We start from the raw sequence: 21347 nt of genomic DNA on the forward strand, positions 1-21347 counted from the left end.
TTCTTCGGGCTCCCTCAGACCTCGTAGGGCTGGACGACGATGAAGTTGCCGGGGGCTCCCCGGAACTGGAGGTTGACCGTCTCGCCGCTGTGACCCGGATACGCGTTGCGGCGCAGCCGGACCTGGCTGGCGAGGACCACCTGAGCCGCGGAGGACCAGGCCACGATGGCGTTGCAGTCGGCGAAGGTGGTCGGGGTGACCGGCAGGACGACGGGCGTCCCGTGGGTCTTGACGACGACCGTGCCGGTGCCCTGGAACTGCAAGGTGAACAGCGCGCCGCCGGGGATGCCATGGCCCTCGATGCGGCGGACCTCGTACTGGAGCGACTCGTCGAACGCGAGGACGTTCTCCGCGGAGACGCAGATGCCGTCGCCCTGCAATTCGATCGGGTGCAGATGCGCGCCGTCCTCGGCGAGGAAGACCTGCCCCCGGCCGGTACAGCGCATCAGCTGCATCTCCTGGCCGGTGGCGTTGCCGACGGCACGGCCCATGGCGCCCGAGCTCTTGTGGCTGAAGTCGACCTTGCCCTGGTACATCACCATGCTGCCCTGCCGGGCGAGCACACCGGTGCCGCCCATGGACACCTCGACCCGTACCAGCTGCTGGTTCTGCGGGGTCCAGCGCTGCCCGATCGGGGTCTCGCGGTAGGGCTGGAGGGCCGCCTGAAGACCGCCGCCGCCCGCGGGGACACCCTGGGGAACGCCCTGCGGCATTCCCTGCGGCGCCCCTGGAGGCTGCCCGTACGGAGCCGGGACCGGCTGGCCGAACTGCGCGGGCGCTCCGGGCGGCTGCGCCATGCCCGGCATCTGTCCGGGGACCTGTCCCGGAATCTGGCCGAACTGCGGCTGCGGGGGCTGGGGCGGCTGCCCGTACGGCGACGGCGCGGGCGGCGGGACGGTGCCCTGTGCGGGCGTCGGGGCCGCAGGCGGGGGTGCGTACGCCTGGGGCGTGGGCTGAGGGGGTGCGGGGGCCGGGACGGGAGCCGGGGGCGCGGCCGGGGCGCCGAAGGAAGGCGGGGGCTCCGGTGCCTGGGGGGCCGCCGGTGCGCCGAACGCGGGAGGCGCGGCGGCCTGGGCGGGAGGCGCGAATCCGGGCGCGGCGCCCTGCGGCTGCTGCGCTTCGGGCTGTTCCTCGGCGACCTCGCCCCCGAAGTTCTTCAGAAGGGCGTCAAGTCCGCCGTCGAAGCCCTGTCCGATGGCGGCGAAACGCCAGACGTCCTTCAGATAGAAGTCGCCCAGCATCACCGCGCGCTCCGTGGTGAACTCCGAGCCGGTGAACGCGTATCGGACGACCTCTTCGCCGCCCGCGACGATCCGGATGTAGCCCGGACCCACCTGGGACATCTGTCCGGCGCCGTCGATGGTGGCGGTGAACGAGAGCTTGTGGATGTTCGCCGGAATGCGGTCCAGAGTGACACGGAAGGACTCCGTGTCGCCGGACTGCGTGCCGAGCAGCTGAATGGACTCCTCGGGCGACTTGGGCTGGTTGAAGAAGATGAAGTACCGGTCGTCGGAGAGCCGCTCGTCGGCGTCGAGTCCGAAGCAGCTGATGTCGAACGTCAGGCCGGGAGCCGCGATCTGGACACCTACGTACAGATCCGTTCCCGGAGTGAGATCACTGATCTTGGCCTTGTGGCCGCGTTGGAATTCCCTGGCCATGCGTAACGACCGTCCCCCATCCCGAAATGTGAATGCGTCGCGTCAGGTTAACGGCTGGGTATGCCTTCGAGCCAAGGGCCGAGAGCGGCTGGTGACACATTCGGTACGGGGCGATCAACGCGGGGCAGGGCCTGGTCGTCCGCTCGACGGCTCTGCCGGTGGCGGTGCGGCGGCAACCCCGGCCTCCCGGCCGGCCACCCTTCGGTCTCTGGCCGACTGCCCCTTCGCGTCCGTCCTGCCGCTCTCTGCGGCGACGCGCACCAAGCCCTCCGGAGGTGTGCCGCACGCTCCGGGACGCTCACCCGGCCGCCGCCTCGGCGCTCCTCCGCCCTCCCGACAGCGCCCGGACCGGCTCGGACCGGCTCGGACCGGGTCGGACCGGCTCGGACCGGCTCGGACCGGCTCAAACCAGCAGCGGCGGAACGACTCGGCGCGGCAGCGGCACCGTCAGCGGCGCATCTTCGGCGGGGTAACCACCCGGACCGGCACCGGCACCGGCAGCAGCGCGGTCTTGTGGGCGGACCGTCCGCCGCGCCGCCGGAGCGCTACTCTCCGCCCGCTGCGGGCAGATACGGAAGCCGGTCGACGGCGACGACGCCCTCCAGATATCCCCGGGCTCGCTCGGTACGCGGATACGCCTCGAGCAGCCGCCAGAAGCGCGGGCCGTGCCCTGGCACCAGCAGGTGTGCCAGTTCGTGGAGCAGGACGTAGTCGACGACGTACTCGGGCATGCCCTGGAGGCGGTGCGAGAGCCGGATGCTGCCCTCCGCCGGGGTGCAGGAGCCCCAACGGGTGTTCTGGTTGGTCACCCAGCGCACGGACGTGGGTCTCGCGCGCCCCTTGAAGTACTGCCCGGACAGGCGCTCCGCGCGCTCGGTCAGTTCGCTGTCGCCGAGGATCCGCTTGCTCTCCTGGGCGGCCAGCTTGTCGAGCATCACGCTGACCCAGCGCTGTTCCTCCGCCTCGGACATCCGGGCGGGAATCAGGACGATCGTGCGGTCGCCCTCCCGGTAGGCGGAGACCGTCCTGCTGCGGCGCGCGCTCCTGCGGACCTCGACCGCGCTCGTCCCCTTTCCGCGGGGCGGGCGGCCTGCCGGGGCGCGCTGCTTGCTTCCCGCACCGTGCGGCGGGGTCTCCCCAGCGACGCGGGGGGAAGGGTCGACGGACACGCCCCGACGTTACCCGCTGAATGCGAGGGAAGCACTGCCTCCGGAACGGTTCTCCTCTGATCCGCACCTTGGCCGCACGATTTGAACGACTAATACCCCAGGGCTGTGGACAACTTTTCACCCGCTTCGACACAGCCGGGCAATCTGACAACAGATCGACGCGTCGGACCAGCGGAGACAAGGGTGGGACGCCGTTCCGGATCCGCTGTACAAGATCGTTTTTCTGTACACATTCATATGTCTCGCGTACATGTTCGACGTGTCGAAGAGGCATGTGATCGACGGGAAGAAGTGAGGTACCGGAAATGCATCCGATGGTGAAACCCGCCCTGCGGCGGGCATGGCGGGATCGACAGACCATTCAGTTCGGAGTGACCCCGGCGCACGCGGTGGCGGTAGGCCCGGTGGACACCGCGACCGGCGCCCTGCTCGAACGGCTCGACGGCACCCGCGGGCTGCCGCTGCTGCGCGAGGAGGCGCGTGCGATGCGGATGCCGGACGGCCGGGCGGACGCCTTGGTGAACCGGCTGACGGCCGCGGGACTGCTCGACGATCCCGAGGCGGGCGGCCCGGCCGCCGATGCGTTACGGAAGAGGACGGCCGCGCTGGACCGGCTGCGCCCCGAGCTGGCGTCGCTCTCCGTGGTCCATCCCGAGCCCGGTGGCGGGATGCGGCGGCTGGCGGCCCGTCGGGCCATGCGCGTCCAGATCCGGGGTGCGGGGCGGGTCGGAGCGACGGTGGCGGCACTGCTCTCGGCCTCCGGTGTGGGGCGGGTCGAGGTGCTGGACGGCGGATGCGCGGAACCCTGGGATGTGTCGCCCGGCGGGTTGCCGACCGAGGCGGTCGGTGAGCGGCGGGACGCGGCGGCCCGTCAACTGGTGGGCCGCTCCGCGCCCCTGCGCCCGCCCCGGTCGGCCGGCGGGGGCGTCCCCGAGTCATCGGCCGGCGGAACACCGGGGCTGTCGCTGGTCGTGGTCTGCCCACGGGACGGACTCGCGGCGTACGCTCCCGACCCCGCGAGCGCCGAGGACTGGATCGCCACCGGCACACCCCATCTGTACGCGGGTGTCGTCGAGGCGACAGGTCTGGTGGGGCCGCTGGTGCTGCCGGGTGGCACGGCCTGCGCCGGTTGTGTGGAACGGGGCCGGACCGGGCGCGATCCCGGGTGGCCCCGGCTGCTGGCGCAGTGGCGTTCGGGAGGCCGCCGTGGCGCGGTGCCCGCCTGTGACATCGCGTTGGCGACGGCGGTCGCGGGGATGGCGGCGGCCCATGCGCTGTCCTTTCTCGACGGGGAGCTGCCGATGAGCGCGGGGGCGCGCTGGGAGGTGTCCCTGCCGTTGCTGGACTGGCGCTCGGAGCGGATCGCACCGCATCCCGACTGCTCGTGCGGCGCACCGGGAAAAAGTGAGGGGGAGGACACCTCGGGCTTCGGGCCGTCGCACGAGACAATGGCCCGGTAACAGCGTCATGTACGACCGCCGTCCGGCATACGCGGCACAGCTGTCTGGGAAATGGAGGGGCGCATGTCTGATCTTCCCCGGAAGGCGGTCACCCGAACCGCCAAGTTGGCCGCACTGCCATTGGGATTCGCCGGCCGTGCCACGTGGGGGCTGGGAAAGCGGATAGGTGGCAAGTCCGCCGAAATCGTCGCACGGGAGCTGCAACAGCGCACGGCGGAGCAGCTTTTCAAGGTGCTCGGCGAGCTGAAGGGCGGTGCGATGAAGTTCGGGCAGGCCATGTCCGTCTTCGAGTCCGCGCTTCCCGAGGACGTCGCCGGCCCCTACCGCGCGGCCCTGACCAAGCTCCAGGACGCCGCTCCCCCGATGCCGACGCGGACGGTCCACGCGGTGCTGGCGGAGCGGCTGGGCGAGGAATGGCGGGAGCTGTTCCGGGAGTTCGAGGACAAGCCCGCCGCGGCGGCGTCGATCGGCCAGGTGCACCGGGCGGTGTGGCACGACGGCCGTGAGGTCGCGGTGAAGGTGCAGTATCCGGGAGCCGGGGAAGCGCTGCTGTCCGATCTGACGCAGCTCAGCAGGTTCGCCGTGCTGTTGGGGCCGCTGATCCCGGGGATGGACATCAAACCGCTGATCGCCGAGCTTCGCGACCGGGTGTCGGAGGAACTGGACTACGGGCTGGAGGCTCGGGCCCAGAGGGAGCACGCGGCGGAGTTCGCGGACGATCCGGACGTGGTGGTGCCGGATGTGGTGCACCAGTCGGATCAGGTGCTGGTGACCGAGTGGATCGACGGAATCCCGCTGGCCGAGGTGATCTCCGGTGGCACCAGGGCCCAGCGGGACCGGGCCGGTCAGCTGCTGGCCCGTTTTCTGTTCTCCGGACCGGCTCGTACGGGCCTGCTGCACGCGGATCCGCACCCGGGGAACTTCCGGCTGCTGCCGGAGGAGGGCGGCGAGAGCTGGCGGCTCGGTGTGCTGGACTTCGGCACGGTGGACAGGCTGCCGGGCGGATTGCCGGAGACCATCGGCGAGTGTCTGCGGATGACGTTGGAGGGGGAGGCCGATCAGGTCTATGGGCTGCTCCGCGAGGAAGGGTTCGTCAAGGAGGAGATAGAGCTGGACCCGGACGCGGTGCTGGAGTATCTGCAGCCGATCATCGAACCCGCGGAGGTGGAGGAGTTCACCTTCACCCGGAGCTGGATGCGTGCTCAGGCGGCCCGGATCGCCGATATCCGCTCCCCCGCGCATCAGCTGGGCAAGCAGCTCAATCTGCCGCCCTCGTATCTGCTGATCCACCGGGTGACGCTGAGCACCATCGGGGTGCTGTGTCAGCTGAACGCCACGGTGCGGCTGCGGGACGAGTTGGAGGCGTGGCTGCCGGGGTTCCTCACGGAGTACGAGGAACCTGAAGAGCCCGAGGAGTCGGAGAAGCCCGATGAGCACGAGAAGTCTGTGAAGTCCGGAAAGTCCGCGAAGTCAGGGAGGTTCGGAAAGTCCGATGAACGCGAGGGGTCCGAAGGCCGCGAGGAGTACGGGGTCGGCGGCGAAGTCGTCGATGGGGGCACGGCGGTGGAGGCCCCGGCATGAGCCTGTTCACCACCAGGGCGAGTCGAGCCGGCCTTCGATGGCCCTGATGTTGGCGCGGGCGCAGTCGTCGCAGAAGTAGCGGCGGTTGCCGTTCTCCACGGAGCAGGTCCAGGTGAGCGGTGTGCCCTCGGCCGTCCTGCCGCAGCGGGAACACACGATGCTCTCGGCGACCTGCCCGTCGGGGCGGGGAGTCTGCTGCTGGTCCACGTCGTGACGATAACCCCGCGGGATGCCCGGTGCCGGAACAACGCACCGCGGGGGCCGGTCCGTTCGGACCGGCCCCCGCGGTGAGAGGGTCGCTGTCAGCCGGTGCTGCCGGCCGATGGCGTCGTCTGCGGCTCACACCGCAGGTGTCAGTTCATGACCGCCATGGCCAGCGCGCGGCGGGCGCGCATCGAGGCGCGCTCGGCGCGGCGCTGCATGCGCCGGGCGGTGACCAGGCGTAGGGCCCGGCGTTCCCTCTCGGCATCGCGCAGGCGATCGTGCATATGCGCACGGGCCATGGCTTCTGGGATGAGTTGCATCTCACGGGTCCTGTTCTGGCGCGAGGCGTTCGCGCCGGTGATCGTCACGTCTGGGGTCGCGGAGCCCGAGGGCTCGCTTGTGGTGGTCGGCATGGGGTCCTGCTTCTGGGGATCGTGCGTGTGGGGGCGGTCGATGGTCCCGATGGCGTTCATGCCGAGACCGGGTTCTTGCGCGGGCGGCCACGCGGCCGCTTCCGGGCGACGACGACGCCCTGGATGAAGAGCTCTCCGCCCCAGACGCCCCACGGCTCCCGGCGCTCCTTGGCGCCCGCGAGGCAGGCCGCCATCAGCGGGCAGGTGCGGCAGAGGGACTTGGCGTACTCGACGTCGGCCGGCGACTCGGCGAAGAAGACCTCCGGGTCGTAGGAACGGCAGGGAACGGGCACCCCGAGGTTCTCGATGGCGTCGTCGAGCGCGGTCAGCGCGGTGAGCGGGGTCAAGGTGGAGTCCTCCGTGGTGACAGGCGGTGAGACGGTCTGGGAAGGCGGTGCGGACGGGGCGTGCGCTTCGAGTTGCACGGTGGTGTCTTTCCTCGTCTGGTCGGTCCGGCTGTTTGCCGGTTGGCGGTCCCCCGGCTGGGCCGGGGGGCTGGTACCGAGTGCTGCTGTCCCGAGGCCCCTTCGCTCCGGTTTCCCTGTTCGGGGAAAACAGAAGGGCCGCGGATCCCGAGTGGGATTCCGCGGCCCTGAAGGCGCCGACCTGATCTCGTCAGGCTGGATCACTCCAGGGTTCGAGCCCACGGAAGGCCCACTTGGTGTGGTGGTGCGTCTGCTTCGGGGAACCGGCACTGGCTGCCGCAAAGGCATAGACCTCGGCCTCTGCCGCTGCCACTCCTGCCGCCAGTGCCTTGATCGGTCGCTCATCGCGCCGTTCCATCGCCGTCGGGACAGGGAGTCCCGCCAGAGCGATCACGGGGGCGCCGACGACTCCGGACACACCGGTGCCGTTGAGCGAAGCGGAGAGGCCGAGCGAGCAGGCGGAGACGGCGACCGAGCGATCGGTCAGTTCCACGGTGCTGATGAAGCTGGTGTTGTTGATGCTGATCACTGGACTCGCCTCCTCTCGGCGTCTCAAGGACCGGCCGGGGCCGATCGCACGTATTCGGATAAGTACAACACGGAGACCGGGCTTCAGAGAAGCGCCTGTTCCCGTGGTTAAGAACCTATGGGGATTGTCGGGGCGCGCGCAAACTATTTTCGGGACGAGTTTGCATCAGTCCTCCTCTTGGGCTGACTCAGGCTCCTGGCCTGCGCAGATGGCGAGGACATCGGCTCCGAACCGCTCAAGTTTGCGACCGCCGACCCCGGAGATCTTGGAGAGCTCTCCCTCGTCGTCGGGCACGGCCTCGGCGATCGCCATCAGGGTCTTGTCGGTGAAGACGCAGTACGCGGGCTGGCCGAGTTGCTTCGCCTGATCGGAGCGCCACTCGCGGAGACGCTCGTACAGCGCCTCGTCCATATCGGATGGGCAGTCCTCACAGCGCATCAGTTTCATCTCGCCCGCGTCCGTGAGCGTGGTGCCGCAGACCCGGCACAGTGCGGGCCCGCGCCGCTTACGGCGGCCTTGGCCGCCGCGCTCGACTCCGCCCGCCCCACCGGGGGTGCGGACGCCGGGAGCGGCCGAGCCGGGGCGCAGTCCGTTCAGGAAGCGGGTGGGGCGGCGCGATGCCCGGCCGCCGGGCGCACGGGACAGCGCCCATGACAGGGAGAGGTGGAGCCGGGCGCGGGTGACGCCGACGTAGAGCAGTCGGCGTTCCTCCTCGACCTGTTCATCCGTCTTGGCGTAGGTGATGGGCATCATGCCCTCGGTGAGGCCGACCAGGAAGACCGCGTCCCACTCCAGGCCCTTCGCGGCGTGGAGGGAGGCGAGGGTGACGCCCTGAACCGTGGGGGCGTGCTGGGCGGCGGCCCGCTCGTCCAGTTCTGTCACCAGATCGGCGAGGGTCGCCTCGGGCCGCGCCCGTGCGAAGTCCTCCGCGAGGCGGACCAGCGCGGCCAGGGACTCCCAGCGGTCGCGCACCGCTCCGGAGCCGGCGGGCGGCTCGGTGGTCCAGCCCTTGGTGGAGAGGACGGCGCGGACCTGGGAGGGAAGGTCCTCGACATCGTCGAGGAGGGAGTCGTTGCCCCCGGCGCGAGCCGCTCCGCGCAGGGCGACGCCCGCCTCGCGCACTTCCTGGCGCTCGAAGAAACGCTCGGCCCCGCGGAGCTGGTACGGGACCTGGACGTCGGCGAGCGCCTGTTCGTAGACCTCCGACTGGGCGTTGACGCGGTACAGCACGGCGATCTCGCCGGCCGGGACGCCCGCGGCGATCAGATCGCGGATACGGCGGGCGGTGCCCTCGGCCTCGGCCGGTTCGTCCGCGTACTCCACATAGGCGGGCTCGGGGCCGGGGTCCCGCTGGGAGATCAGTTCGAGGCGGTGCTCGGCGGCCCGGCCGCCGGCCTGGTTCAGCAGTCCGTTGGCCAGATGCACGACCTGCGGCGTCGAGCGGTAGTCGCGGACCAGTTTGACGACTGTGGCCGAGGGGTGGTGGACGCGGAAGTTCAGCAGATGGTCGGGGGTGGCGCCGGTGAACGAGTAGATCGTCTGGCTGGCGTCGCCGACGACACAGAGGCTGTCCCGGTCGCCGAGCCACAGCTCCAGCAGACGCTGCTGGAGCGGGCTGACGTCCTGGTACTCGTCGACCACGAAGTGCTGGTACTGACGGCGGATCTGGTCGGCGATGTCATGACGGTCCTGGAGGATGCCGACCGTCAGGAGCAGCACGTCCTCGAAGTCAATCACCGCGCGATCGCGCTTGAGCTGCTCGTACATCCCATAGATCTGGCTGATCTCGGCCGGGTCACGAGGGGCGTCGCGCACGGACTTGGCGACCGCCGCCGGATAGTCGGCGGGCACGGTCTGGGTCACTTTCGCCCACTCGATCTCGCTGGTCACATCGCGCAGCTCATTGCGGTCGAGCCGGATCCGGCAGCGCGCGGCGGACTCGGCGACCAGCTGGATCTTCCGCTCCAGCAGCCGGGGCAGCTCACCGCCGACCGCCCTCGGCCAGAAGTACTGGAGCTGGCGCAGGGCGGCGGAGTGGAACGTCCGCGCCTGGACGCTGCCCGCGCCGAGTTGCCGCAGCCGCCCCCGCATCTCTCCGGCGGCGCGGTTGGTGAAGGTGACGGCCAGCACACTGGCGGGCTGGAGTATCCCCGCCCGGACCCCGTACGCGATGCGGTGGGTGATCGCGCGCGTCTTGCCCGTGCCGGCGCCCGCCAGCACGCACACGGGACCGTGCAGGGCGGTCGCCACTTCGCGCTGCTCGGGGTCCAGCCCGTCGAGCACCGCGTCCGCCGACTCGGGGACCTGCGGGAAGAGTGAGGAGTGCGTTGCTGCTGTCACACCGCCATGCTGCCAGGTCCGGAGAGACGGGTGCGGCGGTTGTCCACAGGGGAGCATGGATAGTCGTACCAATGCGGGACTCCCGCCGGGCCCGGCCGACGCGGGACAGGCCAGGTCGATGCCGGACGCGGGACACGGGACACGGGTGCCGCACGGCGGAGCCGAACGCCGAACGCAGGAAACGGAACGCAGGATGCGGAACGCGGACCGCCGGACACCGGACACCGAGCACCAGCCACCGGACGCGGGAATGGTGGCCTCTTCACGTACGTTCTAGCCCTTGCGCGTCGCGCCTCGTCAGGGGTGCGACGACGCCCCTGAGGGAGACAACAGAGGAGCCGAGAGAAGATGTCGGGCACTGTGACGATGTACAGCACCACCTGGTGCGGATACTGCCGTCGGCTGAAGGGCCAGATGGACCGAGAAGGCATCGCGTACACCGAGGTCAACATCGAGCAGGACCCGCATTCCGCGGCTTTCGTCGAGAAGGCGAATGGGGGCAACCAGACCGTGCCGACCCTGCAGATCGTGCCTTTCGGCGGCGGTCCGGAGGTCGTGATGACGAACCCGAGCCTCGCCCAGGTCAAGCAGGCTCTCGGCGCCTGATCCCGTCGGCCCCGCTCCGCACGGCCCGCCCCGACGGGACGGGCCGTGGCGCGTCCCGGCTCAGCGGCGGCCGCCCGGCCTCGGGAGCGGCTTGCCGTACCACAGCTCGATCAGCCGGGCCGCGATCGAGATGCCGAACGGGGGCAGCACCTCCCCCGACTCGAACGCGTCCCGCAGCTCCTCGCGCGAGAACCAGCGTGCCTCGTGGAGTTCCTCGCCGTCGACGGCGATCTCGGATGAGGTGGCCCGTGCCATGAACCCGAGCATCAGGCTCGACGGGAAGGGCCAGGGCTGACTGGCGATGTACTCCACCTCGCCGACCGTGACACCCGCCTCCTCCCAGACCTCTCGCCGCACCGACTGCTCGATGGACTCACCCGGCTCGACGAAGCCGGCGAGCGTCGAGAAGCGGCCCTCCGGCCAGTGCAGCTGGCGTCCCAGCAGCGCCCGGTCGTCCTCGTCGGTGACGAGCATGATCACGGCCGGGTCGGTACGCGGGTAGTGCTCCGCCCCGCACGCCTGGCAGCGGCGGACATGGCCCGCCGCGGCGATGACCGTGCGTTCGCCGCAGCGGGAGCAGAAACGGTGGAGCCGCTGCCAGTTCTCCAGGGCGACGGCGTGCACCAGCAGACCGGCGTCACGCGGGGAGAGCAGCAGCCCCGCCTCACGCAGCCCCGCCGGGCGGGCGGACTGGTCGATCCGGCCGGGCAGGGCGTCCTTCTGGAGGGCGAAGTAGCGTATGCCGTCCTCGTCCGTGCCCAGGAAGTAGCGGTGGGTCTGGGTGGGGGGTGCTTCAAAGGCCGGGGTCATGACCAGTTCGGTGCGGCCGTCGGGTGTGTCGTCGATGAGCGCCTGGCCCCCGGAGACGACGAAGACCCGTGTCGTCGGATGGCTCCACGCCGCCGCGAGCCACGCCTCGTCGAGACGGTGGTGCGCCTCCCGGTCGATGCCGCTCGGCGACGTCAGGCCGATCGGTCCGGCCGGGCCACCGGAAGAGACCGGGCCACCGGAAGAGGCCGACGGGAGCGGAGGGGAGCCGGAGGACCCCAGGGAACCAGAGGAAACAGGGGCGGGAGGGGAAGCGGATGTCGGGCGGGCGGATGACGCGGTAAGGCCGCTGGGCCGGTCTGCGCCGTCATGGTGATGAGTGCTCACGTACTTGCAACTCCCCCGGATGGATCGGGTCGAGATTCGGCGGACGGACGGATCAGCGGACCGGCCGGATCAGCGGAGGGCGGCGGCGAGGTCGCCCCACAGATGGGCGGCCGTCTCCACGCCCTTGAGCAGCAGGTCCACTTCGACCTTCTCGTTGGGTGCGTGCCAGCCGTCGGACGGTACGGAGATGCCGAGGAAGAGTACGGGCGCGCCCAGTACGTCCTGGAGGTCGGCCGCCGGCCCAGAGCCGCCCTCGCGAGTGAAGCGGATCTTCTGTCCGTCGAAAGCGCGGCCCATGGCCCGTACGACGGACTGGAGCGCGGGATGGTCCAGCGGGGTGAGGCAGGGGCGGGTCGAGGCTCCGAAGGTGACGTCGTAACGGATGCCCTCGGGGACGTGTTCCGCGACCCAGCGGCTGACCGCGACCTCGATCGCGTCCGGGTCCTGGCCCGCGACCAGCCGGAACGTGATCTTCAGCAGGGCGGATGCCGGAATGATCGTCTTACCGCCCGCGCCCTGGTAGCCGCCGCCGATGCCGTTCAGCTCGGCCGTCGGGCGGGCCCAGACCCTCTCCAGGGTGGAGTATCCGGCCTCGCCGAAGGTGCCGTGCGACCGGGCTGCCTTCAGCCAGGCCGCTTCGTCGAAGGGCAGTTCGGCGAAGAGGTCGCGCTCGGCGTCGCTGAGCGGGGTGACCCCGTCGTAGAAACCGGGAATCGTGACGCGTTCGTCGGCGTCGTGCAGCGCGGCGACGAGGCGGGCTGCCACCGTGGCCGGGTTGGGGACGGCTCCGCCGAAGGAGCCGGAGTGGATGTCCTGGTCGGGGCCGTACAGCTGGATCTCGCAGTCCGCGAGTCCGCGCATGCCGGTACATACCGTGGGGGTGGTCTCGGACCACATGCCGGTGTCCGAGACGATGACGACATCGGCCGCGAGCCGGTCCGCCCGTGCCTCGACGAGTTCGCGGAAGTGCGGGGAGCCCGACTCCTCCTCGCCCTCGATGAGCAGCTTCAGATGGACCGCGGGGGCGGTACGGCCGGTGGCGGCGAGGTGGGCCCGTACGCCGAGGGTGTGGAAGAACACCTGTCCCTTGTCGTCCGCGGCGCCGCGGGCGTAGAGCCTCCCGTCGGCGAGAACCGGCTCGAACGGGTCGGTGTGCCAGCCGTCCTCGGCAGCGGCCGGCTGCACGTCGTGGTGGCCGTAGACGAGAACGGTCGGCGCTTCCGGGTCGCCGGACGGCCATTCGGCGAACACCGCGGGAGCGCCGGCCGTCGGCCAGACCTCGGAGACCGGGAAGCCCGTCTCGGCCAGTTTGGCCGAGAGCCAGTCGGCACTGCGCCGTACATCCGCCGCGTGATCGGGCTGGGCCGACACGGAAGGGATACGCAGCCATTCCACGAGGTCGCCGAGGAAAGCGGCGCGGTGCTGCTCGATGTACGTACGGACGACGCTGTCCGGGGTGTCGCTCATGCATACGAGACTAACGGGCCTCGGCCGTGCCCTCCGCTGCTGTCTCACCGGACGCCGGCTGCCCCAGCAGGATGCGCTCCAGGGCCTCCCGGCCGGGGAGGAACGAGGGGCGGACGACCTCTCCACTGCGGACGAAGACGAACGCGGCGTCCACGGCTTCCAGGGGCACGCCCCGCTGCTCGGCCCACGCGAGCCGGTAGACGGCGAGCTGGAGTGGGTCGGCGGAGATGGCGCGGCTGGTCTTCCAGTCGACGATCTCGTACGTCTCGGGGGCGCGGGGGTCCGTGCCGGGATCGGAGTCGCTACCGGACTCGGACTCGTTGCCGGATGCGGAATCCGAGGCGGGGGTGGCGGCGGAGGTGCGGTAGACCGCGTCGATACGGCCCCGGATCACGCGGCCCGCGAGGGTGATCTGGAACGGTGACTCCACTTGGTACGGCGTGCGGCGGGCGTACGGAGTCCGCTCGAACGCCTCCTTCAGCGCGGCGAGGTCGCGCTCGTCCTCGATCTCCGCCACGTCGGTGACGGTATCGCCGCCCGGAAGTTCGTCGGGGCCGAGCAGAGGCAGCGGCAGTTCCTCGAACCGGGACTCCACCCAGGCGTGGAACCGGGTGCCTCTGCGCGCCGAGGGCTGCGGCGGGTGGGGCATCGGCCGGGCCAGTTCCTGTGCGAAGCCGTCCGGGTCGGCGGCGAGGCGCATCAGCTGGGAGGCCGTGAGGGAGGCGGGCACGACGACATCGCGGACGGTCGCGCGGCTGCGGCGCAGCTCACCGGCCAGGGCGTCGAGGTCGCGGTCCCAGGAGGCGATGGTGCGGAGTTCCTCGGGGGTGAGGTCACCCGGCGGAGTGGTTCCGGCAGGCCCTTCCACGGGCGTTCCGGAGCGGGGCGGGCCGGTCTGATGAGGCAGCCTCAGAGGCGTGTCCGGACCAGTCGGACCCGGTGGCCCGGTCGGCTGGGCCGGGTCGGGTGACTCCGTCTGCTCGGGCGACTCTGTCGGGTCGGCTGGGGCGGGCGACTCCGCGGGACCAGTCGGTTCAGGAGATTCGGAGTCACCCGGCTCGTACTCGTGCCCGTACTCGTGCCCGTCCGACTGAAACAGGTCATCCGACTGGAACAGGTCATACGGCTCATCGGGGAAGGCATCCCATTCGGGGACGTCCGTAAGGGCCTCCTCCGCGATCGGCTCATCGGGGAAGGCGTCCGGTTCCGCGTCCGTCGGCGGCTCGGGCGGCTCGGGCGGCTCGGGCGGCTCGGGCGGCGACTCGAGGTACGCGAGGACCGTCTCCGCCGCTGCCCGACGGCGGGCCAGGGAGACCGGGTCGAGAGGCAGCGGCCAGGCGCGGTCCGGGGCGGAGTTCAGCAGGGCCGGGTTCTCCGCGTCCCGCTCCGGCTCGTCCGCCCAGACCTCGATCTCGCCGAAACCCGCCGCACAGTGGTCGTACAGCGCCTTCAGAAACTCCGAGGGGCCGCGCTTCCGCTTCTGGGTCGGCCCCCACCAGTGCCCCGACCCCAGCAGCAGCGAACGCGGCCGGGTGAAGGTGACGTATCCGAGGCGCAGTTCCTCGGTGTGCTGATGATCCTTCATCGCGCCCTTGAAGGACTTCAGCCCTTTCGCGTCGAAGGAGCCGATGTCCGGGAGCGTCGCCGCGTCACCGCGCAGGGCGTGCGGCAGAACCTGGGGATGGGAGGTCCACGCCTCGCGCGCCCGGTCGTTCGGGAAGTGCCCGGTGATCAGGCCGGGGACGGCGACGACATCCCACTCCAGGCCCTTGGCCTTGTGGGCGGTCAGGACCTTGACCGTGTTCTCGCCGCCGGGCAGGGCGTTGTCCAGGCCCTTCTCGTACTGCGCGGCCGTCCGGAGGAAGGCGAGGAAGGCCAGCAGCGTGGCCTCGCCGTCCAGCGCGGCGAAACCGGCCGCGACGTCGAGGAAATTGGCGAGGGTCTCGCGGCGACGGGCGGCCAGGGCGTGGGGTGACGCGGACAGTTCGACTTCGAGGCCCGTGGTCGCGAGGACGCGGTGCAGTACGTCCATCAGCGGGTCGGCCAGCGAGCGGCGCAGCTCCCGCAGCTCGGCGGCGAGCCGGGCGAAGCGGATCCGCGCGTCGGACGAGAACGGCAGCTCGCCTTCGGCACCGGGGCCGGTACCCGAGCCGGAGCCGGAGCCGGACGGTTCGAGGAAGGTGTCGAGCGCGTCGGCGAGGGAGATGACCTCGAACGGGTCCGTGCCCTCGACGGCCGCGGCCAGCCGCTCGTCCGGGTCGTCGGAGCCGGGCGACGCCCGGTGGACGAGCAGTCTGGCGCGGCGGCCGAGCAGGGCGAGGTCCCGGTGGCCGATCCGCCAGCGCGGGCCGGTGAGGAGCCGTACGAGAGAGGCGTTGGCCCCTGGATCCTGAAGGACCTCGCAGACCGCGACCAGGTCGGCGACCTCGGGCAGATGGAGCAGCCCGGAGAGGCCGACGACCTCGACCGGTACGTCCCGCGCCACCAGGGCCCCCTGGATCTCGGGAAAGTCGCCCGCCGTACGGCACAGGACGGCGATCTCGCCGGGCTCCTTCCCCGTCCGCACGAGATGGGCGATCGAGTCGGCCATCCACTCGATCTCCTCCGTGTGCGATGCCAGGAGGGCGATGCGGACCGATCCGTCGCGCTCGGCTCCGGGCGCGGGCCGCAGCGCCTCGACGCCTTCGTGCATCGCACGCAGGGGGGCGGCGAGCCCATTGGCGAGCTGGAGCAGCCGGCCGCCGCTGCGGCGGTTCTCACTGAGGGAGAAGCGGGAGGCGGGCCGGCCGTCCGCGTACGGGAAGTGCTCGGGGAAGTCGTCGAGGTTGGCGACGGAGGCTCCGCGCCAGCCGTAGATGGCCTGGCAGGGGTCGCCGACGGCCGTCACGGCATGGCCGGCGCCCTGGCCGAAGAGCGCGGAGAGCAGCAGTCGCTGGGCGACCGAGGTGTCCTGGTACTCGTCGAGGAGGACGACGCGGAACTCGTCCCTGAGAATTGTCCCGACCTCGGGACGGGTGAGCGCCAGCTCCGCGGAGAGGGCGATCTGGTCGCCGAAGTCCAGCAGTTCGCGGGCGCGCTTGGCCGCCCGGTAGCGGACGGTCAGATCGAGCAGCTCACGGCGGGCTTCCACCGCCTCCGGGATCCTGCGCAGCTCGGCGTTGGAGAGCGGGGCCCCGTCCAGGACCCGCAGCAGCTCGACGCCGTGCGCGCCGAGCCGTGCGGGCCGTACGAGATGTTCCGACAACTCGGCGTCGAGCGCGAGCAGATCGCTGACGAGGGTGGGGAAGGAGCGGGTCAGCGAGGGGTACGGCCCCGGCGCCTCCCGCAGCACGCGGGCGGCGAGCTGGAAGCGGGTGGCGTCGGCGAGCAGGCGGGCGGTGGGCTCCAGCCCTATCCGCAGGCCGTGGTCGGCGAGGAGCTGTCCGGCGAACGCGTGGTACGTGGAGATCCGGGGCTCGCCCGGAGGATCGTCCGGGTCGATGGCATCGGGATCGGTCACCCCCGCCCGGACGAGGGCGGTGCGGACGCGCTCGGCCAGCTCGCCCGCCGCCTTGTTGGTGAACGTGAGACCGAGGACCTGCTCGGGAGCGACCTGCCCGGTCCCGACGAGCCACACCACCCGCGCGGCCATCACCGTCGTCTTCCCCGACCCGGCTCCGGCCACGATGACCTGCGGGGCGGGCGGGGCGGTGATGCAGGCCGTCTGCTCCGGAGTGAAGGGGATGCCGAGGAGCTCCTTGAGCTGCTCGGGGTCGGTGATGCGAGGGGTCACACCGAAGAGGCTAAGGGGCGCCACTGACATCGATTTCGGCAGGCGGGCTCCGGCGGTCGTGGCTCTCGCCCTCGCGGACGTCTCGCCGTTCGGCCTCTCGCCGTTCGGCCTCTCGCCGACCGGCCTCCCACGGGGCCGTCTTCGCGGTCGGACTGCCTTCGCCGGCGTTCTCCGACGGAAGCCGCCTCCACCCGGAACGACCCGGTCCGATGCCGTACGCGCCCGGTCCGCCGCCGCTCCGCCCCTCCGGAAGCGTCCGGGCTCACTCCACCCGGGCTCACTCCACTACGTGGCGGCCCTCGGGCTGTGCGCTGCACGAGGCGCGGAACGCGCAGTGCGTGCAGTGCTGCCCGGCGGACGGGGTGAAGCGCTCATCGAGGACACGGCCCGCGGCCGTGGCCAGGAGTTCGCCCGCCCACTCCCCTGAGAGGGGTTCCTGCGCCTGGACCTTGGGCAGTTCCTCGCCGCCCTCCTTCTTGGCGGCGGCCTGCCGGAGCTGGACGAGTTCCGCACCGCCGGACTCCGGCCGACGGCCTTCGAACGCCTCGTCGAGCGCACCCTCGCGCACGGCCAGCTGGTAGACGGCGAGCTGGGGATGGCGGGCGACCTCGTCGCCGGTGGGGGCCTGTTTGCCGGTCTTGAAGTCGACGACGTACGCGCGTCCTTCGCCGTCACGCTCGACGCGGTCCATGGAGCCCCGGATGCGGACCTCGTACTCCCCCGCCTCCAGGGTGACGTCGAACTCCTGCTCCGTGGCGGCGGCGGTGCGTCCGCCGCGGTCCATCACATGCCAGCGCAGGAAGCGTTCGAGCGCCACGCGCGCGTGGCGCTTCTCCTGCTCCGATTTCCAGGGGGCGTCGAAGACGAGCGCGTTCCACACCGAGTCCAGACGCTCCATGAGAACGGCCAGGTCGGCGGAGGTCCGCCCGGACGCGACCTCGTCGGCGAGCACATGGATGACGTTGCCGAAGCCCTGGGCGGCGGTGGCGGGGGCGGCGGCCTTCACCTCCCGGCCCAGGAACCACTGAAGCGCACAGGTGTTGGCGAGCTGGTCCAGGGCGCTGCCGGAGAGCGCCACGGGCTGGTTCCGGTCGCGCAGCGGGGCACGGCTGCGGGTCGGCTCGTACAGCCCCCACCAGCGGTGGGGGTGCGCGGCCGGTACCAGTGGCAGACCCTCGTCGTCGCTGAGCGCGGCCAGCCGGGCGAGCCGCCGGGCGGCGGCGTCGCGCAGGGCGGGCGACGACTGGGGATCGACGGTCGTGGCGCGCAGTTCCGCGACGAGCGCGGAGACGGCGAGAGGGCGGCGGGGCCGGCCGGTGACGTCCTTCGGCTCGCCCCCCAGTTCGGCGAGGAAGCGGGAGGGCTGGTCGCCGTCGTCGGCGGGCGCCTTGACGGCGGTGACGACCAGGCGGTCACGGGCGCGGGTGGCCGCGACATAGAAGAGGCGGCGCTCCTCGGCGAGGAGCGCGCCGGGCGTCAGCGGCTCGGCCAGTCCGTCCCGGCCGATCCGGTCGGCCTCCAGGAGCGAACCACGCCGTCGGAGGTCGGGCCAGAGCCCTTCCTGTACTCCTGCGACGACCACGAGCCGCCATTCCAGGCCCTTGGAACGGTGGGCGGTCATCAGCCGTACGGCATCGGGCCTGGTCTCCCGTCCGGAGAGGGTGTCGGCGGCGATGTCCTGGGCCTCGATCTCCTCGATGAAGTTGAGGGCGCCCCGGCCGCCGGTGCGCTCCTCGGCGCGGGCGGCGGTGTCGAACAGCGCGCATACGGCGTCGAGGTCCCGGTCCGCGTTCCGCCCGGCCGCGCCGCCGCGCAGGACCGCGCCCTCCAGTCGCTGGGGCCAGAAGGTGCCGTCCCACAGTTCCCAGAGGGCCTGTTCGGCGGTGCCGCCGCCCTCCAGCAGCTCCCGTGCCTTGCGGAGCAGCCCGCCGAGCCGCTGTGCGCCCCGCGCGTACGAGGGATCGTGCGCGACGAGCCGTTCGGGCTCGGCGACCGCGCGCGCGAGGAGCTGGTCCGACGGCGGCGGAACGCGGTTGCCCGCGGCCCGCTCCTCGTCGCGGAGCGCCCGGCCGAGCCGCCGGAGGTCTGCGGCGTCCATCCCGCCGAGGGGCGAGGCGAGGAGGGTGAGGGCGGTCTCGGTGTCGAGCCAGCACGCGTCCGTCACGTCCGTCACGGCGGGCGCGTCGGGCGCGTCGGGCTCGACCGGGTCCGAGGCTGCTTCCGCACCCGGATCCGCAACGAAATCCGTACCCGGATCCCTGCCCGTTCGCGCCGAGCCGGACGGTGCGGCGGCGGGCCCGCGCGCCGAGACCGCCGCCGTCGCCACCGCCCGCAGCGCCGTCAGCAGGGGAGCCACCGCCGGTTCATGGCGCAGTGGTACATCCGCGCCGTCCACCTCCAGCGGGACCCCCGCGGAGGTCAGGGCTCGGCGGATGGAGGGGATGGTGCGGGCGCCGGCGCGGACGAGTACCGCCATGTCGTTCCAGGGAACGCCGTCCTCCAGATGGGCGCGGCGGAGGATGTCGGCGATGTTGTCGAGTTCGGCGGAGGCGGTGGGGAAGGTGTACGTCTCGACCGTGCCGCCCTCACGGATCGCCTCCAGTCCGCGATGAGCGCGGACTTTGGCGGCCGGGAGACGGGTGAGGGGCATACGACGGGTCAGGAGGCGGGTCGCCTCCAGGAGGTGTTCCCCGCTGCGGCGGGACGTGGTGAGGACCGTCACCTGCGACGGGCGGCCGTCCGCGTGCCGGAAGTCGGACGGGAAGTCGAGGATGCCGTTCACATCCGCGCCCCGGAAGGCGTAGATCGACTGGTCGGGGTCACCGAAGGCGACCAGCGTCCGGCCTCTGCCCGCGACTGCCTGCAGAAGCCGTATCTGGGAGGGGTCCGTGTCCTGGTACTCGTCCACGAAGACGGCGTCGTACGGGAAGTCGTACCGCAGACCGTACGGCGACCGGTCCGACGGCGACCGGTCCGACGACGACCTGCCCGACGCCTGCCGGCCCGCCGACCGGCCCTGCGACGGCTGATCCGGCGGCGAGCCGTACGGCGACACGGCCCGCTCCGCCAGCAGCACGGCGCGGTGCACCAGTTCCGCGTAGTCGAGGACGCCCTGCATGTCGAGAACGTCCAGATACTCGGCGAGGAAGGAGGCCGCCGCCCCCCAGTCCCGCCGCCCGGTGCGGGCCGCGAACCGGCCCAGGGAGGCGGGGTCGAGGCCCAGCTCACGGCTGCGGGCGAGCACCGCCCGCACCTCGTCGGCGAAACCGCGGGTGGTCAGACAGGCCCGCAGCTCGTCCGGCCAGTGGTTGCGGGCGAGGCCCTCGGCCTCCAGGTCTATCTGGCCGGTGAGCAGTTCCCGTACCGCGACGTCCTGCTCCGGGCCCGAGAGCAGACGCAGCGGCTCGGAGAAGAGATCGGCGTCCTGATGCGCGCGGACCAGGGCGTAACAGAACGAGTGGAAGGTCGTCGCCTGCGGACCACGTGCGCCGCCGAGCCGCAGGGCCATCCGGTCCCGCAGCTCCACGGCCGCCTTCCGGCTGAAGGTGAGCACCAGGATCCGCTCGGGGTCGGCTCCCCGCGCCACCCGTGCGGCCACCGCCTCGACGAGTGTCGTGGTCTTTCCGGTGCCCGGACCCGCGAGTACGAGCAGCGGACCATGGTCGTGGTCAACCACCGCGCGCTGCGCCGCGTCCAGAAGTGGGGGATCCACATCGTCCGGCGGGGTACGCACCAGCCGGTACGCGCCCGGAGTCCTCCCCCTGTGCCCGTGCGGGCGCGGGGGGTCCCCCTGCCGTGCCTGTCGCGGGTACGGCGTACGCCCGGTGGTGGAGGAGGAGCTCACGTGGATCGCCGGTCCTGGTGGGTGTGCTGGTGTTGATGGAGCGGTCCGTGCCGCGTGCCGACGACGCTACCCCGGCACCCGGCGGGGACATGGTGGGCCAGTCGCACTCCGCGCGCTGTCCCGCCGTATCGGGTCCGGCTCATCCGTACGGTCCCCGGACCGCCCGCGCCGCCGCCGATTGCAGGAAACTGTCATATGTGAGCGTCGTCGACCGCACCACCACCGCCGTCGCCGTCCCACCGCGCGCGCCTCATATCGAGACGCGGCACATGGCCCGCGGCGCTGCGCGACGCCTCCCGCAGAGGGGTGCCCTCCGTCCGGTACCGGGCCAGGGCTCTCAGCTCATGGCCGGGCAGGAGGCCGCCGTCCGCGCGCACGACACGCCACCAGGGCACGGCCCCGCCGTACAGCGCCATGACACGTCCGACCTGGCGCGGCCCGCCTTCGCCCAGCCACTCGGCGACATCGCCGTACGTCATCACCCGGCCGGGCGGGATCAGCTCGGCGACCTCAAGCACCCGCTCGGCGTAATCCGGCAGCTCTTCCATCCGGCCCATCCTGCCGTACACCACCGACAACGCCCTCGGCTCCTGTGGACAACGGCACAGGATCCCGAGCGGCATCGAAGGAGCGAAAAGGTAAATATCGCGCAGCTCACGTCCCCGCGATACACCCTGATGCCCTCTTCTGTCGTCCGATCGTGCCACCATCGTGCGGACGGTGA

Annotated in this window: 15 protein-coding genes; 3 read left to right on the forward strand and 12 right to left on the reverse strand. The window is 71.6% G+C overall.

Annotated features, from left to right (window positions below):
• Positions 1-14 precede the first annotated feature (14 nt).
• Together ACWEFL_RS01765 and ACWEFL_RS01770 are read right to left on the reverse strand one after the other, a co-directional pair.
• Positions 15-1658 (reverse strand): TerD family protein, encoded by a 1644-nt coding sequence (locus ACWEFL_RS01765; RefSeq protein WP_451705880.1) that lies wholly within the window; start codon positions 1656-1658, stop codon positions 15-17.
• A gap of 545 nt (positions 1659-2203) precedes the next feature.
• Positions 2204-2827, reverse strand: coding sequence for a M48 metallopeptidase family protein (locus ACWEFL_RS01770; RefSeq protein WP_451705883.1), 624 nt, complete (start codon positions 2825-2827; stop codon positions 2204-2206).
• A gap of 305 nt (positions 2828-3132) precedes the next feature.
• On the opposite strand from ACWEFL_RS01770, the gene ACWEFL_RS01775 reads away from it, so the two are divergent.
• On the forward strand, positions 3133-4287 hold the full coding sequence (locus tag ACWEFL_RS01775) for a ThiF family adenylyltransferase (RefSeq protein WP_451705886.1): 1155 nt from the start codon (positions 3133-3135) through the stop codon (positions 4285-4287).
• A gap of 63 nt (positions 4288-4350) precedes the next feature.
• On the forward strand, positions 4351-5868 hold the full coding sequence (locus ACWEFL_RS01780; RefSeq protein ID WP_451705889.1) for an ABC1 kinase family protein: 1518 nt from the start codon (positions 4351-4353) through the stop codon (positions 5866-5868).
• Positions 5869-5874: 6 nt separating this feature from the next.
• Here ACWEFL_RS01780 and ACWEFL_RS01785 read toward each other — a convergent pair whose 3' ends face one another.
• From ACWEFL_RS01785 to ACWEFL_RS01805, 5 genes are all read right to left on the reverse strand, one after another.
• A complete protein-coding gene (locus ACWEFL_RS01785) occupies positions 5875-6075 on the reverse strand; it encodes a hypothetical protein (protein ID WP_451705890.1) in 201 nt (66 codons plus the stop codon).
• Between the two features lie 146 nt (positions 6076-6221).
• On the reverse strand, positions 6222-6545 hold the full coding sequence (locus ACWEFL_RS01790; protein ID WP_451705893.1) for a hypothetical protein: 324 nt from the start codon (positions 6543-6545) through the stop codon (positions 6222-6224).
• On the reverse strand, positions 6542-6910 hold the full coding sequence (locus ACWEFL_RS01795) for a WhiB family transcriptional regulator (RefSeq protein ID WP_451705896.1): 369 nt from the start codon (positions 6908-6910) through the stop codon (positions 6542-6544). Before ACWEFL_RS01795 ends, ACWEFL_RS01790 begins: the two co-directional genes overlap by 4 nt.
• Before the next feature lie 190 nt (positions 6911-7100).
• Positions 7101-7439 carry a hypothetical protein gene (locus tag ACWEFL_RS01800; RefSeq protein WP_451705899.1) on the reverse strand — a complete coding sequence of 113 codons (339 nt, stop codon included), beginning with the start codon at positions 7437-7439 and terminating at the stop codon, positions 7101-7103.
• Positions 7440-7604: 165 nt separating this feature from the next.
• Positions 7605-9836 carry an ATP-dependent DNA helicase UvrD2 gene (locus ACWEFL_RS01805; RefSeq protein ID WP_451705902.1) on the reverse strand — a complete coding sequence of 744 codons (2232 nt, stop codon included), beginning with the start codon at positions 9834-9836 and terminating at the stop codon, positions 7605-7607.
• Between the two features lie 291 nt (positions 9837-10127).
• Between ACWEFL_RS01805 and ACWEFL_RS01810 the strand changes: the two genes are divergently transcribed.
• Positions 10128-10385, forward strand: coding sequence for a glutaredoxin domain-containing protein (locus tag ACWEFL_RS01810; protein WP_451705904.1), 258 nt, complete (start codon positions 10128-10130; stop codon positions 10383-10385).
• A gap of 60 nt (positions 10386-10445) precedes the next feature.
• On the opposite strand, the gene nudC is transcribed toward ACWEFL_RS01810, so the two are convergent.
• The 5 genes from nudC to ACWEFL_RS01835 form a co-directional block, all read right to left on the reverse strand.
• Positions 10446-11357, reverse strand: coding sequence for an NAD(+) diphosphatase (gene nudC / locus ACWEFL_RS01815; RefSeq protein ID WP_451706180.1), 912 nt, complete (start codon positions 11355-11357; stop codon positions 10446-10448).
• 252 nt (positions 11358-11609) lie between these two features.
• Positions 11610-13007 carry a dipeptidase gene (locus ACWEFL_RS01820; RefSeq protein WP_451705907.1) on the reverse strand — a complete coding sequence of 466 codons (1398 nt, stop codon included), beginning with the start codon at positions 13005-13007 and terminating at the stop codon, positions 11610-11612.
• A 10-nt stretch (positions 13008-13017) separates the two neighbouring features.
• Complete coding sequence (locus ACWEFL_RS01825) at positions 13018-16779, reverse strand: UvrD-helicase domain-containing protein (RefSeq protein ID WP_451705910.1); 3762 nt, start codon at positions 16777-16779, stop codon at positions 13018-13020.
• A 277-nt stretch (positions 16780-17056) separates the two neighbouring features.
• Positions 17057-20623 carry an ATP-dependent helicase gene (locus tag ACWEFL_RS01830; RefSeq protein ID WP_451705913.1) on the reverse strand — a complete coding sequence of 1189 codons (3567 nt, stop codon included), beginning with the start codon at positions 20621-20623 and terminating at the stop codon, positions 17057-17059.
• A gap of 191 nt (positions 20624-20814) precedes the next feature.
• A complete protein-coding gene (locus tag ACWEFL_RS01835; RefSeq protein WP_451705915.1) occupies positions 20815-21171 on the reverse strand; it encodes an MGMT family protein in 357 nt (118 codons plus the stop codon).
• Positions 21172-21347 lie beyond the last annotated feature (176 nt).

Source organism: Streptomyces sp. NPDC004838, assembly GCF_053600955.1.